Source organism: Corynebacterium nasorum (assembly GCF_022345765.1).
Classification (GTDB): domain Bacteria; phylum Actinomycetota; class Actinomycetes; order Mycobacteriales; family Mycobacteriaceae; genus Corynebacterium; species Corynebacterium kefirresidentii.
The window spans coordinates 42,394-56,328 of record NZ_JAKRDR010000007.1 but is presented as its reverse complement, the minus strand read 5'-3'; the positions used below and the strand labels follow the sequence as shown (position 1 = coordinate 56,328).

The 13,935-nt window shown below is 62.9% G+C and carries 13 protein-coding genes; 6 read left to right on the top strand and 7 right to left on the bottom strand.

Annotated elements, in window-relative coordinates; genetic code table 11:
- Positions 1–5 precede the first annotated feature (5 nt).
- Genes hpt through dacB form a run of 3 tightly spaced genes read right to left on the bottom strand, consistent with a single transcriptional unit; the run spans position 6 to position 2,832 of the window.
- Positions 6–593, bottom strand: coding sequence for a hypoxanthine phosphoribosyltransferase (gene hpt / locus MHK04_RS06770; RefSeq protein ID WP_023019936.1), 588 nt, complete (start codon positions 591–593; stop codon positions 6–8).
- 12 nt (positions 594–605) lie between these two features.
- Positions 606–1,556: a tRNA lysidine(34) synthetase TilS gene (gene tilS / locus MHK04_RS06765; protein ID WP_239208086.1), complete on the bottom strand. Its 951-nt coding sequence runs from the start codon at positions 1,554–1,556 to the stop codon at positions 606–608.
- On the bottom strand, positions 1,546–2,832 hold the full coding sequence (dacB, locus tag MHK04_RS06760) for a D-alanyl-D-alanine carboxypeptidase/D-alanyl-D-alanine endopeptidase (RefSeq protein ID WP_239208087.1): 1,287 nt from the start codon (positions 2,830–2,832) through the stop codon (positions 1,546–1,548). Before dacB ends, tilS begins: the two co-directional genes overlap by 11 nt.
- An 82-nt stretch (positions 2,833–2,914) precedes the next feature.
- On the opposite strand from dacB, the gene MHK04_RS06755 reads away from it, so the two are divergent.
- Complete coding sequence (locus MHK04_RS06755; protein WP_239208117.1) at positions 2,915–3,388, top strand: inorganic diphosphatase; 474 nt, start codon at positions 2,915–2,917, stop codon at positions 3,386–3,388.
- Between the two features lie 210 nt (positions 3,389–3,598).
- Here the strand turns inward: MHK04_RS06755 and MHK04_RS06750 are convergent, their stop codons facing one another.
- From MHK04_RS06750 to MHK04_RS06740, 3 genes are all read right to left on the bottom strand, one after another.
- Positions 3,599–3,961, bottom strand: a complete 363-nt coding sequence (locus MHK04_RS06750) for a S41 family peptidase (RefSeq protein ID WP_239208088.1) — start codon at positions 3,959–3,961, stop codon at positions 3,599–3,601.
- 166 nt (positions 3,962–4,127) lie between these two features.
- Positions 4,128–5,528 carry an FtsX-like permease family protein gene (locus MHK04_RS06745; RefSeq protein WP_023019941.1) on the bottom strand — a complete coding sequence of 467 codons (1,401 nt, stop codon included), beginning with the start codon at positions 5,526–5,528 and terminating at the stop codon, positions 4,128–4,130.
- A complete protein-coding gene (locus MHK04_RS06740; protein WP_023019942.1) occupies positions 5,525–6,211 on the bottom strand; it encodes an ABC transporter ATP-binding protein in 687 nt (228 codons plus the stop codon). Before MHK04_RS06740 ends, MHK04_RS06745 begins: the two co-directional genes overlap by 4 nt.
- A gap of 110 nt (positions 6,212–6,321) precedes the next feature.
- Between MHK04_RS06740 and MHK04_RS06735 the strand changes: the two genes are divergently transcribed.
- Positions 6,322–7,014 (top strand): sensor histidine kinase, encoded by a 693-nt coding sequence (locus MHK04_RS06735; RefSeq protein ID WP_239208089.1) that lies wholly within the window; start codon positions 6,322–6,324, stop codon positions 7,012–7,014.
- A 3-nt stretch (positions 7,015–7,017) separates the two neighbouring features.
- A complete protein-coding gene (locus MHK04_RS06730; protein ID WP_023019944.1) occupies positions 7,018–7,674 on the top strand; it encodes a LuxR C-terminal-related transcriptional regulator in 657 nt (218 codons plus the stop codon).
- A gap of 290 nt (positions 7,675–7,964) precedes the next feature.
- Here the strand turns inward: MHK04_RS06730 and MHK04_RS06725 are convergent, their stop codons facing one another.
- Complete coding sequence (locus MHK04_RS06725; RefSeq protein WP_239208090.1) at positions 7,965–8,792, bottom strand: hypothetical protein; 828 nt, start codon at positions 8,790–8,792, stop codon at positions 7,965–7,967.
- Between the two features lie 433 nt (positions 8,793–9,225).
- Here MHK04_RS06725 and MHK04_RS06720 point away from each other — a divergent pair, with 433 nt between their 5' ends.
- From MHK04_RS06720 to MHK04_RS06710, 3 genes are read left to right on the top strand one after another with little or no spacing between them, the layout of a single operon-like run.
- Positions 9,226–9,522 (top strand): rhodanese-like domain-containing protein, encoded by a 297-nt coding sequence (locus tag MHK04_RS06720; protein ID WP_005325643.1) that lies wholly within the window; start codon positions 9,226–9,228, stop codon positions 9,520–9,522.
- Between the two features lie 37 nt (positions 9,523–9,559).
- Complete coding sequence (locus MHK04_RS06715) at positions 9,560–10,018, top strand: MarR family winged helix-turn-helix transcriptional regulator (RefSeq protein WP_239208091.1); 459 nt, start codon at positions 9,560–9,562, stop codon at positions 10,016–10,018.
- Positions 10,019–13,921, top strand: coding sequence for a Pls/PosA family non-ribosomal peptide synthetase (locus MHK04_RS06710; protein WP_239208092.1), 3,903 nt, complete (start codon positions 10,019–10,021; stop codon positions 13,919–13,921).
- Positions 13,922–13,935 lie beyond the last annotated feature (14 nt).

The following is a 13,935-nucleotide window of genomic DNA, read 5'->3' as shown; positions in this document are numbered from 1 at the left end:
CGATTTTAGTCGGTGGTGTAGACATCAGGGTGAAGGGTGCCCACGTAGGGCAGATCGCGGTAGCGTTCCGCATAATCTAGCCCGTAGCCGATGACGAATTCATTAGGGATATCAAAGCCCACATCCAAAAGGTCAATATCGGCCTTTACTACCTCCGGCTTGCGCAGCAGCGTGACCACATCAAGCGAGGCTGGGTTTCGCCCCTTCAGGTTCCGGATAAGCCATGACAGGGTAAGGCCGGAATCGATGATGTCTTCCACGATGAGCACGTTGCGCCCCGCAATATCGCGGTCCAGGTCCTTCAAAATGCGCACCACACCGGAAGAAGAAGTGGAGGCGCCATACGAGGACACGGCCATAAACTCCAACTCGGAAGGGATGGATAGCTTGCGCGCGAAGTCCGTAAGGAAGAAAGCCGCACCCTTGAGCACGCAGACCAAAAGCAGGTCTTGCTCAGCGTCGGCATACTTTTCAGAGACCATATCCGCGAGTTCTTGGACGCGGTTTTGCAGTTCCTCTTCTCCAATGAGGATTGCTTCTACATCGTCACCGTAGCGGTTTGCGGGAACGGCGAAGTCTTTCTTGTCGTGCACGAGTGGGCTCCTTTAATGACCAGACAACAGTGCCAGTTTGCCACCTATACGGGCTACTTCCAACCTCTGCCCCACCTGCCGCGCCGATCGCACAGCCACCGGCCCTTGCCCATGCCAGTGGGTACACAGCTTAGCGACGTCCCCCACTCCCCTCCGCGTCACCTCTACCCCTTCGCTGACTAGCCACGCCGCGATCGCTCGCCGACGCCGCGGTTCTGCCATTGCCGCCAGCTCCGCGCAGTCCGTGGTGGGTGGGGTGTAGAGGGCGGCGTCGTCAAGCGCGGCGTCGGTGGCCGCTTGCGCCAGCGCTGGCACCGCATCCCCGCCGATGATGCGGCTCAACTGCGGGATTACCTCGCGGCGCAGCGCCACGCGGCGAAAATTCGTGTCCGCATTCTGCGGGTCCTGCCACACCGAAAGCCCCAATTCCGCGCAGGCGCCCTCGGTATCGGCGCGGCGCACGTTCAACAGCGGCCGCACCACGCGGGCGCCTTCCACCTCGCTGCGCTCACTCATGCCGGCCACCCGTCCGCGCAGCGCGCCGAGCAAAAGCGTTTCCGCCTGGTCATCGGCCGTATGCGCCACGGCAACCTCTAATCCTTCGTCCGCGCACGCGGCGGCCAGTGCCCGATACCGCGCCGCCCGCGCGGCCGCCTCCATCGACTCCGCCCCCGCCGCAGCGTCCGCCTCAACGCTAAGCACCTGCGCCCGCGCGCCTAGCGTTCGCGCCTGGTCGGCCGCGCGCTCGGCCTGCGCCCGCGATCCGTCCTGCAACCCGTGGTCCACGCACAGCGCGAGCACCTCGTGCCCCTCCGCCACCAGCGCCGCCAGGAGAGCCAGCGAATCCGCGCCTCCGGACAGCCCCACCGCCACTGCGTGGTCAAGGCCAGCGGCGCGCACGCCGCGCCGACACGCCAGAAAGTGCGGCGAAACCCGCGGCCAAAAGGGCTTATTAGAACTCATGCAGAGCAGAAGCCAACGCGTCTTGGGCCTTGCGGGCGGCCAAAATATCGCCGTCATTCACCAGGAAGGCAAAGGCATATACGCGCCCGGAATCACCCTGCGCGGTGCCGGCCAAGGCCGAGACCCCAGTCAGCGTGCCGGTCTTAGCTCGCACGTAACCCTTGGCCGCGGAATCGCCGTAGCGCTCGTACAGCGTGCCATCGCCGCCGGCTACCGGAAGGTAGGACACCAGCGGGCGCAGGCGCGGATCCTTGACCGCGCCATTAATAAGTTGCGTCAGCAGCCCGGCCGTGAGCCGATTATCCACCGAGAGCCCGGAATTGTCCTTAATGTCGACACCCTCGACGTCGAATCCTTGCTCCCGCAGCACCTCGAGCGTGGCCTGCGTATCGCCTTCAAAGCTGGCTTCCTTGCCACGGGACATCGCCAGCTCACGCGCAATGGCTTCGGCCATGACGTTATCGGAATGGCGCACCATTTCTCGGGCGCGGTCCGCTAACGGCGGCGAATCCACGCTCGCCACCTCCTGCGCGTTCTCCGCCACAGAGCCCATGCCTACCTTGCCCGCGCCGAGGCGATCGCCTAGCTGCTTAGCGACGTCCAAAGCCGGCTCATGACTCCTCGGCACGTCCCCCGTCGTCGCGCCCAAGCGACCACCGTAGAGCATGGCCGGTTCCATCGGCGCGACGAAGCCGCCGTCCACGTTTTCCGGATCCCAGCCTGGGGCCTGCGCCTCGCCGGACCACACTGAGGTATCGACGTAGACGCCATCGACCTGCTCGACGTTCTTCGAAATCTGCTCGGCCAAATCATCGAGCTGTTCGTGCGTCATCCACACATCGCCCGCGGCTTTAATGACCACGTTCTTTTCGTTCGACCCACGGTAGACCTTGGTGGTGATTTTCTCATTCTCATCCAGCGCCAACGTCGCCGCCGCAGTGGTAAGGACCTTCGTAGACGAGGCCGGGGTAAGCCGCTTATCCGCGTCGCGCTGCCACACCACGTCACCGGTTTCGGTATCGATCACCTCGCCGCCAAAAGTGGCAAGGTCCTTATTCTTGGCGAGCTCATCCAGCTTCGCGCTCAGCGCATCCAGGTCTGCCTCTCCCGGCTCTGCTGCGCTCAACGGCTCCTCAGGAGCCTCGACCGCCTGCGCCTCCCCGTGCGAGAGATCGCCGTATTCGCGCTGGAGGGTAACGCCCAGCGCAGCCGTACCTCCGACCGCTGCCGCTACCACGAGCGCGGTCGCTGACCACCAAACATGCTTTGCTTTCATTGCCTTTAACCCTAGCGCGAATCCGCAACGCGCTAGACTATGGGCAGTAATTGATACCCAATCCCCCATGGAGGACATCGCTGTGAGCGTTGAAGTAACCATTGAAATCCCGAAGGGCTCCCGCAACAAGTACGAGGTTGACCACGATTCCGGCAAGGTCTACCTCGACCGTTACCTGTTCACCCCGATGGCTTACCCGGCTGACTATGGCTTCATCGACCACACCCTGGGCGAGGACGGCGACCCGCTCGACGCCCTAGTCATCCTGCCGGAGCCGGTCTTCCCGGGCGTTGTCGTTGAGGCCCGCATCGTCGGCGTGTTCAAGATGACCGACGAGGCCGGCGGCGACGACAAGCTGCTCGCCGTCATCGATGACCCACGCTGGGAGCACTACCAAGACATCAACGATGTGGAGCAGCACATCAAGGACGAAATCGAGCACTTCTTCGTCCACTACAAGGACCTGGAGCCGAACAAGGAAGTTTCCGGCTCCGGCTGGGGCGACAAGGCCGAGGCAGAGAAGATCCTTGACGAGGCAAAGGCTCGCTTCAAGTAAGCGCTTCTGCCGCACGCTAACGGCGGCACTGTGAAGGTACGTTTCCGCAGACGGTGGGGACCGAAGAGGTTTCCCACCGCGCGCCGAAGCGTACCTTTCGCGTTTTCCGACTAATCACTGTCGTTCACGGTACATAGTGGCGAAAAATAGCGTGTTTCGGGGCGTTATTTGCCGTGAACGTTAAAGGCACCTGTGGACGAAAACCGCGCCTTAGAAGCCACAATGGGAGGCAAGCCAGCCGTCGAGCTCAGATTCCGGAGCATCAGGAGCGATGGGGTCCTCGACGAACTCCTCACCTGTGCACGCCTTGTCCTTGGCAGTAGTGAGCATGAGCGAGCGGCCGTCCGGGTAATCCAGCACCACGTTGGCGGAGGCGTAGCCGGCGGTCGGCTCGCCGAAGGTGCGCACGTTGTCCAGGCCGCGGAAGGTCAGGAGGATGGCTTCGGCGGAGGAGGCGGCGTCGATGGCGGCATCGAGGAGCTCCGCGTTGGTCGGGTCCTCTTTCAAAGCCTCGCGGGCGCGCTGAAATTCTTCACTCTCGCCATAGATTCTGGTATACGCTGCGGTATCCACCACCGCGGTGTTGATGTGTTTTTCGCTGGCGTTGAAAAGAAAATAGGGCTAGCCCAGCAGCGCCCCGCCATAGGAGGGGCCGAGGAAGTACACGGCGGCGAACACCGCGATAAAGGCAACGCTGAAGAGTCCGCCAAGAATTTTCAGTACAGTTTTCATTCTTTTTTCATTCTTTTCGACCTCCTGTGCGCAGCACGTAGCCGCGCAACGGTTCAACAAGGACAATGGCAAGAAGCGTGACCACCCAGCCCACCGCCAGGAAGCCGAAGGCCATAAGCAGGCGAGCGCTCACATCGACGTCGCTTTGCTCGACGTTGGAGAAGAACATCAGCGAAGCAATTCCGCCGCCGAAGAGAAAACCGAAGGAGCTCAAGGCCACGACCGGCCCCATGACGGTCAGCGCCCCGGAGCGGAACTGGAAGCCGCGCGGCACGCCCATCAAATCCAGAGAGCGGATGAGCTCCTTGTCCTCGAAGATGCCGGAAACCTGACCCAGGATGATGGACATGGTGGTCAACGTGAAGCCGAAAACGAGGGTTAGTACAACGCCAGTGGAGATGTCCTTGAACACCACGTTCATTCCGGGATCTTCTTCGAGCACCGAGGCCAAGGCATCGGAGCCCAGGGGCGCGGCAACGAGGAAGCCGGCCAGGTAGCCGAAGAAGCCGATGGCAGCGCTGCGCCGCCATGCCGGGCGGGCATTGCCCGCCACGCGCTGGCAGGCCACGAAGTGCGCGGTTCCGGGGAAGAGGGAGAAGACGTGCGCGCCCAACTGCAGGATGAAAGGCGCGATGAGGTTGATGCTCATCAGCATGCCAAACATGACCACGATGACCATAGCGGTGGGCGGGCCCGCCTTGCCCGTGAGGAACACGCCGCCGACTGCCACGATGATGAGGAAGACGATGGCGCGCCACCAGCGGTAGGCCGCGGGCATCTGGCGTTTGGCCACGCCCAGCGGGCTCACCCGCACGCGGCGCATGCCGTACAGTGCCGCGCCGATGGCCAGGAGGAAGAGCACGCCGGCCACGGCTATATATCCCCACCAGGGCAGCAGAATCTCTGTCAGGTCAATGGGCCGCATTTGGAAGTCCAGCTGGGTAAAGACCGGTGCGACGAGTAGGCTAATCAACCCGCCGAGCACGATGCCGATCACCGCCTGGAGGCCGGTTTCCACAATTGCCATGCGCTCCACCTGGCGGGAGCTTAAGCCCAGCAGGCGCAGGGTGGCTAGGCGCTGCTCCCTTCCGGACGCACCCAGGACGGCGGCCTGGGAGGTGAGGTTAAACAGCGCGGGAAGGATGAACGCGCAGGAAAAGAGAGCCAGGGCGAACCAGGGATAGAGGAAGGCCTCCATCTCGTTGCCAAAGGCCTCCTTGAGGGCGGGCGCGGCGTCCTCGACGTGCTGGGCGCGCTCCCAAAACATCCAGGTACCGCCCGCAACCAAAAAGGCGATGGCGGAACCGATGGTCAGGCTCACAATCGCCAATAGAGAGACGATGCCCGTGCCCGAGCGCGCGCGAATGGATTCGCGCTGCAGGTCATAGACCAAGGTGGCGGTGTTCATCGAATCACCCCCAGGCGGCGGTCGTCGTGAATGATGCCATCGCGAATCTCCACGCGGCGCTGCATCCAATCGGCCACCTTCGGGTCGTGCGTGACCATGACCAGGCTCGCCCCGGCCTGGCGCACGATGGTGGTGAGCATCTGCATGACCTCGTGGCCGGTGGACTGATCCAGCGCACCGGTCGGCTCGTCGGCGAAGACAACGCCTGGGTTCGCCACTAGCGCACGCGCAATGGTCACGCGCTGAGCCTGGCCACCGGAGACCTGCGCCGGGCGGCGGTCCGCCAGGCCACCCAGGCCCAGCTGATCAAGAAGCTCCATCGCGCGCCTGCGGGCCGCACCCCGCCCCATACCGTTAAGCATGGCCGGCAGCGCCACGTTATCCACGTTGCTGAGCTCCGGCAGCAGCTGACCATCCTGGAAGACGAAGCCGAAGTTGCGCAGGCGGGTGCGGGAGCGGGGGGTGTCGGAAAGCGCGGAGAGCTCCTCGTCCCCGTAGCGCACGCTACCGTGCGTGGGGGTGAGCACGCCGGACATGCAGTGCAGCAGCGTGGACTTGCCGGAGCCAGACGGCCCCATGACAGCCACGAGCTCGCCCGGTTCAATGTCGAGGGAAATTCCGGCGAGCACCGGGCCGCCGCCGAAGTCCTTGGTGATGTCTGTCAGGGAAAGTATCTGTGCCATGTCTCTCATTTCACCGTGCCGGGCCCGCGGAAAGAACAGCCCTAGCGTTGCTCTTTAAGGTAGTGCCAGCACTACCCCTGTAGTTCGGGACACCCGATATGCTGTGAACCGTGTTCCGAAAGAATCCCCAACCCACCACGCACGAGCAGCAGCAGGCGCAGCAGATTGCGCAGCTCACGGCCTCGCGCCGCGCCATCGCGGACGCCTACGAGGTCGAGCGCGCCCGCATCGAGCGCGACCTGCACGACGGCGCACAGCAATACCTCGTGGCCGCGAGCATGAAGTTGGGCGAGGCTCTTCTCGACGCCCCCGCTGGCCTCACCGAGCTCCTCACCGCCGCAAAGCAAGACGTGGACCGCGGCCTGAATTCCCTGCGCGCCACGGTGCACGGTATTCACCCACAGGTGCTGCAGGATCACGGCCTGGTCGCCGCGCTTGCCGACGCCGCCTCCTCCCACGGCCCCCACGTCAGCGTCTTTGCCCCGCATTCTCTGCCTGAGCTCTCCGCCTCCGTGCTGGCCTGCGGCTATTTCTTCGGCACGGAAGCTTTGACGAATGCGGCCAAGCATGCGCCGGGCGCGCCGGTTTCGGTGCTGGTGACCTCGGACGATTCGCTGCGCATCACCGTGGTGGATGAGGGCCCCGGCGGCGCACAGGTCGTCCCCGGGCGCGGCCTGGCGGGGATGGCCGAGCGTCTTGCTGCCTTCGGCGGAGAAATGTCTTTGTCCTCACCGCCTGGCGGCCCGACCCGGGTGGCCGGGTCCATTCCCCTTCTTCTCGATCGCGGACAGCCAGGAGTGTAAAAGATGAGCTTAAGGATTGTGGTAGCGGATGACTCCGCCATTCTGCGCGAGGGCCTGGCCGGCCTGTTGGAGCGCCGCGGGCACTCTGTAGTGGACCAGGCTTCCTCTGCCCCTTCGCTCGAGGCTGTGGTGGATAAACTGCGCGACGACCTGCCAGACATCGTCATCACGGACGTACGCATGCCGCCGGGCATGGGCGACGATGGTTTGAAAGCCGCCGTGAATTTGAGAAACGCCTACCCGGGCCTGCCTGTCATGGTGCTCTCCCAATACGTGGCCCCGGCCTATGCGGTGGAGCTCTTCGACTCCCCCGAGGCCGGCACCGGCTACCTTTTGAAGGACCGTGTCTCCGAGGTGCGCGACTTCCTGGCCAGCCTGGACGTGGTGGCCCAGGGCGGCACCGTCATCGACCCCACCGTGGCTCAAGCTCTCATGAGCTCCGGACGCAGCGGCTTGGGCGAGCTCACCCCGCGCGAGCGCGAGGTTCTCGAATTAATGTCCCGCGGCAAGTCCAACAAGGACATCGCCGCCGAGCTCGTTTTATCCGCCGCCGCGGTGGCCAAGCATGTCTCCAACATCTTCACCAAGCTTCGCTTAGACCCCAGCGAGGACAACCGCCGCGTCAAGGCGATTCTGGAGTACCTCTCCGCGCACCGTTAAAACGCGCACGCAGGCCTCCGCGGGGCCAGCGCCGTGTGTGTCACTTTGACCCGATGCGCCACACAAGAATCGCCGCGGGCAGCCCGCACGACGCTCACGGTAAATAGAGCGCGAACCCCCCCAATTTCCGACGCTATTTACAGAAAACGACATCGACTCCTCACACGAACCGACGATTTAAGTGCCACAGCCAGATCCGCGGCTTGCACCTGCGTGCTCTCCGCCAGAACCCGTTCTTCAACACGACGAATCACGCGGTCCTTCACATTTTTATTCCGGGCAGGTGTGGCCTAACTTTCTGGCCGGTTTGTGCTCTGATTCAGCAAGGTGCGAGTTTTAACCTTCACTAGGTTGAGATTCCACAGTCGAGCCTCATCGACCATAGCGAATTCGGTGGTGTCCTCATCCGAGATGTCCACTTCGATGGTGACAGCATTGCCTGCGGAAGAAATGATGGTGTAGTTAAGCCCTTCAAGCCTGTCAATTAAGGTGGTGACCGCTTCGCTTCTCGGGGAGGTCTTGCCCGAAAGCGCAGTAGCAATATCAACGAGCTTCTTTTCATCGATTGCTTCATCGCCGCTGTCGATGAAGCAATATTGTTGAATTGGCGATCCATCCTCTACAGGAGCGATGGAATGCTCTTCCGCTGAACCAACTTTTCTAAGTGTCAGCATCCCGGTGACGTCCTCAAAAGCTAGCTGCTCCCGTGGACTGCGGTTGTTGCAGGCAAAGTGAATGGTGTCACCTTCCCTCTCAGTGATAACAATCCCAGCATCGCCAGTCATGTATTCGTAGGCGGGTTCGACACCTTCCTTGTAACTATGCAGGTACTCGTTGAAGACGAGTAGCCTGCCATCTTCCTGTCCGGTGCGAAGGAGAAAGCTTGTACTATTGCTAACGCCGTCGGTGAGACGAATGCTGTTTTCTGTCTCGTTATCAAAGAGTACGAACTCAGCGTCTAAAGCCTTAAGCCTCATCGCGCTGGGAGCTGTTCCTGGACGAACTGCAAATTCGAGGCTCAGGCTATATTCGCTGTGTGGCTCGAGGTCCACACCGATAAGGCTTTTGATGGTGATGCCGTCGATTTCAAGCGTGCCTTGTCGAAGCTCTGTCCGCATCCCTGTAAGACTTTGCATCAAAAATTTCCCTTTCAATTCAGATGAGCGTTGAAAGCGTGGCAGAGAAGCCCCACTCTCGCCATGAACAGAAAGCCGTACCGTGGGCTGTACGCCACTCTAATCACAACCAAGACAGGTTCGCCTGAATTCATCTCAGTTGCCGCTGGAAATTAATGCCCTGCGCACATCCGCCGCGGATGCCAAGGATTTGGACCAAGGCATACTCTAAGCCTCGACTACAAGGGGTTAAACGCCGAAGCAGATAACTGTTTGGGCTACAAATCTGGCGAGACAAGAGCTAAAGCTGCTGGAACAGACAATTGACGCAACGGGCCGAGCTCGCATGTTGTCGCCGTCCCTAGTTCCTCACGGCTCTTCTCGGACGCGGCACGGGGAGCAGCATAAGGACCTATGCGTGACTAGGGTATGAGGCATGAAAAACGTTCAACCAACCGAAGTACCAGAAGGCGCTCAGCTCATTGATGTCCGCGAGAATGATGAGTGGGCGGTGGAGCGCGCGAAGGGCGCGACCCATATCCCGATGAGCGAGATTACGGGTCGCATCCAGGAAATCGACCCGGACAAGGATATTTACGTCATCTGCCACGCGGGCGGCCGCAGTATGCAGGTCTGTCAGTATCTGGAGCATGCGCTGGGCTGGGACACTATTAACGTTGATGGTGGCACGGATAAGTGGAAGGCTGCCGGACTTCCCATCGAAACGGATTAATTGGCCTTAACCAATCTTTTGGGATTATTATGATGGTATGGCTTCCACGAATAATTCTGTAATCCCAACTGCCCTGCTCGAATCCCCGTCGTTCCAGCTGGAGCGCCTCCGCCGCCGCACCCGCGATGGCGTAGAGGCTGCTTTGCAGACCAAGCAGACAACGCTGCGCGAGTACTGGGTCCTTACCTGTCTGGTCGACGCGGATGCCGCGTCGCAGTCTTATCTGTCCGAAACCCTGGCCATTGACGCCTCTGACATGGTGCGTCTTATCGACGCCCTCGAGGACCGCGGCTGGGCAAAGCGCGAACGCGACCCCAAGGATCGCCGCCGCCAGATCGTCGCTTCCACCAAAAAGGGCACAAAGGCCCACAAGGACCTGGCGGTGCTGGTCGCTACCGCCGAGGACGAGGCATTGGATGAGTCCACCAATAAGCAGCTCAAGCATCTGCGAAAGTTGGCTAAGTCCATCATTGCCGCGGACGAAGAAGAGGCATAAATGGCGGGTCCCGAATCGCTCGTCCCACAGCAGTACCTTCTAGGAAGCGCGGCACCGCGGCCGCGCACGCTGTGGGACATCATTACCACCACCGCGGAAATGAACCCCGATGCCGCCGCGCTTGATGACGGCGAAATCATCACCTATTCCGAGCTCATCCACGAGGTCGAGGCATGGGCTGCCGAGCTGCACGCCAATGGCGTGCGCCGCGGCGATCGCATCGGCATTAGGATGACCTCCGGCAAGCGCGAGCTCTACCTCGCCATTTTGGCGACCTTGGCGGCAGGCGCAGCCTATGTGCCTGTCGACGCCGATGACCCTGACGAGCGCGCCGAGATGGTTTTCGGCGAAGCCGATATCGATGGCGTTTTCACGGACGACGGATTCCGCTTCCTGCGGGACTCCGCGCGCCCGGACGCCCCTGCCGAGGAGACGAATGCTCCGCGCCCGGAGGACACTGCGTGGATCATCTTCACCTCAGGTTCGACCGGCAAGCCTAAAGGCGTGGCCGTCAGCCATCGTTCCGCGGCCGCCTTCGTGGACGCGGAAGCGAGCCTCTTTTTGGTCAATCACCCGCACGGGCCACTCGGCCCGGAGGATCGTGTGCTCGCCGGGCTGTCCGTCGCCTTCGATGCCTCCTGCGAGGAGATGTGGCTGGCCTGGGGCCACGGCGGCTGCCTGGTCCCAGCACCGCGGTCTCTGGTGCGTTCCGGCATGGATTTGGGCCCATGGCTCATCCGCCGCGACATCACCGTCGTGTCTACCGTGCCCACCCTGGCGGGCCTCTGGCCGGCCGAGGCTCTCGACAATATCCGCCTACTCATCGTCGGCGGCGAGGCCTGCTCGCAAGAATTGGTGGACCGTTTGGCCACCGAGGACCGCGAGATGTGGAATACCTACGGCCCCACCGAGGCCACCGTCGTCGCCTGTGCGCAGCAGATGCTGCCGGGCCGGCCGGTGTCCATTGGATTGCCGCTTAACGGTTGGGACCTGGTGGTCGTCGATAAGCAGGGCATGCCCGTGGAAATGGGCGGCGTCGGCGAGCTGGTAATCGGCGGCGTGGGACTGGCGTCCTATCTGGATCCGGCCAAGGACGCGGAAAAATACGCACCGCTGGAGTCCATGGGCTGGCAGCGCGCCTATCGCACCGGTGACCACGTTCGCTTGGAAGAAGACGGGCTGTACTTCGTCGGCCGCGTGGATGACCAAGTAAAGATTGGCGGGCGCCGCATCGAGCTCGGCGAGGTCGAAGCTAATGTTGCGGCGCTAGATAACGTCTACAACTCGGCCGTGGCCGTGCAAAAGACTCCCGGCGGCGAGTCCGTTCTGGTGGGCTATGTCTCCCTCGAGGATGAGGCCAAGGGCTTCGATCACGAGGCCGCGCACGCTCGCCTGGCCGATACCATGCCGGCCGCGCTCGTCCCGCGCATCTGCGTGATGGAAGAGCTGCCGGTGCGTACCTCCGGCAAGGTGGATAAGAAGGCCCTGCCGTGGCCGCTGCCTGGAGTGGGCGTGGAATCGACCACGCTGACCGAGACCGAGAAGTGGCTCGCGGAGCTGTGGGTAGAAACGCTCGGCGTATCCGTGGAGGACGAGAACGCCGATTTCTTCTCTCTCGGCGGCACCTCGCTCGCGGCCGCGACCCTCGTGGGTCATATCAGGGAGCGCTACCCCACCGTGGCCGTGCGCGACCTCTACGACCACCCACGCTTGGGCTCGCTGGCCGAGCTCATTGCGGGAGCCGAACCGCGCCCCGCTGCTGCTGACGTCCCCATGCGCGAGGTCACCAAGGTCGGCTTCGGCACCCGCCTCGCCCAGACCCTGATTCAGATCCCCGTCATGACACTGGCCGCCTCCAGCTGGCTGGCCTGGCTCATGTTGGGTTCTACCGTGGCGGCATCACTGGGCTTTGAGTGGGCCGCGGCCTATCCGTGGTGGCTGGTCATTGCCCTGCTCATCGTCTTTGTCACCCCCGTCGGCCGCATCCCCATTGGCGGCTACGGCGCGCGTCTTATTACGGCCGGCATTAAGCCGGGCGATTACCCGCGCGGCGGGTCGACGCACCTGCGCATCTGGGCGGCTGAGCGCTGGGCTAATGCCGCTGGCGCGAGCTCCCTGGCCGGTGCCACGCGCGTGAATAACTACGCCCGTGCGCTCGGAGTCAAGGTCAAGCGCGGCGTGGACCTGCACTCCCTGCCGCCAGTTACCGGCCTGCTCACCCTGGGCAAGCACGCCGCCATCGAGCCCGAGGTGGATCTTTCCGGCTACTGGCTAGACGGCGATATCTTGCACGTGGGCGCCATCGACGTGAAGGAAGGCGCCCGCGTGGGCGCGCGCTCCACGCTGCTGCCTGGCACCGTGGTGGGCAAGTACGCCCACGTGGAGGCCGGTTCCACCGTCACCGGCCGAAAGAAGATCAAGGACGGCCAGCGCTGGTCCGGCTCGCCTGCCCAAAAGGTGGGCCGCTCCAAGCACCGCTTCCCGTCCCATACGCCAAAGCGTCGGCCGTGGTGGGTGGCCATCTATGACGCCACCTCCGTCCTGCTGGCCATCCAGCCGGTCGTGGCGCTGGCGGTTGGCGCGGCCCTTGTTCTCGCCCTCGTGCAGTCCACCGGCGGCGATGGCTTTATCGGCGCGATCTTCTTCGCACCTATCGGTGCGCTGGCAGCCTTTGCCACCTATATGTTGCAGATCTGGCTGGGTGTGCGCATACTCTCGCTCGGCATTAGCCCGGGCGTATCGCCTGTGCGTTCGGTCAAGGGCTGGCGCCTGTGGGCCATCGAACGCCTCATGGACGAGGCGCGCACCAAGCTTTTCCCGCTCTATGCCTCGCAGCTCACCCCGACGTGGCTGCGCGCGCTCGGCGCGCAGATCGGCACTAACGTGGAAATTTCCACCGCGGTGATGATCCCCAAGCTCACCGAGGTCAAAGAGGGCGCCTTCCTGGCCGATGACACCATGATTGGCGGCTACGAGCTCGGCGGCGGCTGGATGCGCACCGGCGAGACCAAGGTGGGCAAGCGCTCCTTCGTGGGTAACTCCGGCATCACCGCGCCCGGCCGCAAGCTATCGAAGAACTCGCTCGTTGCCGTGCTTTCTTCTACTCCGAAGAAAACCAAGGCCGGCGCCAACTGGTGGGGTGCTCCGCCAGAACGCATGCGCCGCGTGACGGTGGAGGTAGACTCCCCTGCCAACTCGGGTGAGGCACTGACCTATAACCCGGGCTTTGCGGTAAAGGCCGCCCGCGGCGTGGTGGAAACCATGCGCCTTTTGGCACCGATGTTTTCTGCCATGTTGCTCGCGGCAACCCTTAGCGTCTACGACTTGCTTCTCGACGCCCTCGGCTTCCCCCTGACCTGGCTCCTCTCCGGCCTCGTGCTCATGGGCATGGGTGCGGTGGCCATGGCCGTCACCGTCGCGGTGAAGTGGATCTGCGTGGGCAAGCACCGCGCGGCTGACCACCCGCTGTGGTCCGCTTTTGTCTGGCTCAATGAGCTGCAGGATACCTTCGTGGAGGTCGTCGCCGCGCCGTGGTTCTTCCAGCACACCTACGGCTCCGGCGAGATCAACCTGGGGCTGCGCGCCCTCGGCGTGGAAATCGGCCGCGGTGCGTGGATCGATTCCTACTGGTTCCCGGAAACGGACCTCATCCGCGTCGGTGAGGCCGCCACCGTGGGCCCTGGCACGGTGGTGCAAACCCACCTTTTCCAGGACCGCGTGATGAGCCTAGATACCGTCACCATCCAGGACGGCTCCACCCTGGCCGCCCACTCGGTGGCGCTGCCTGCCTCGCTCATCGGCACTGCATCCACCGTGGGTCCCGGCTCGCTGGTTATGCGCGGTGACCGCGTGCCCACCAACGCCGTATGGCAGGGCAACCCCATCGAGCCGTGGGAGCGATAGGTCGCCGGCCATAA

Bases quoted from the DNA above. Each gene is read 5' to 3' on its own strand.
- tilS (WP_239208086.1), bottom strand. From the start codon at position 1,556: ATGAGTTCTAATAAGCCCTTTTGGCCGCGGGTTTCGCCGCACTTTCTG.
- dacB (WP_239208087.1), bottom strand. From the start codon at position 2,832: ATGAAAGCAAAGCATGTTTGGTGGTCAGCGACCGCGCTCGTGGTAGCG.
- MHK04_RS06745 (WP_023019941.1), bottom strand. From the start codon at position 5,528: ATGAACACCGCCACCTTGGTCTATGACCTGCAGCGCGAATCCATTCGC.
- MHK04_RS06740 (WP_023019942.1), bottom strand. From the start codon at position 6,211: ATGGCACAGATACTTTCCCTGACAGACATCACCAAGGACTTCGGCGGC.
- MHK04_RS06730 (WP_023019944.1), top strand. From the start codon at position 7,018: ATGAGCTTAAGGATTGTGGTAGCGGATGACTCCGCCATTCTGCGCGAG.
- MHK04_RS06725 (WP_239208090.1), bottom strand. From the start codon at position 8,792: ATGCGGACAGAGCTTCGACAAGGCACGCTTGAAATCGACGGCATCACC.
- MHK04_RS06720 (WP_005325643.1), top strand. From the start codon at position 9,226: ATGAAAAACGTTCAACCAACCGAAGTACCAGAAGGCGCTCAGCTCATT.
- MHK04_RS06715 (WP_239208091.1), top strand. From the start codon at position 9,560: ATGGCTTCCACGAATAATTCTGTAATCCCAACTGCCCTGCTCGAATCC.
- MHK04_RS06710 (WP_239208092.1), top strand. From the start codon at position 10,019: ATGGCGGGTCCCGAATCGCTCGTCCCACAGCAGTACCTTCTAGGAAGC.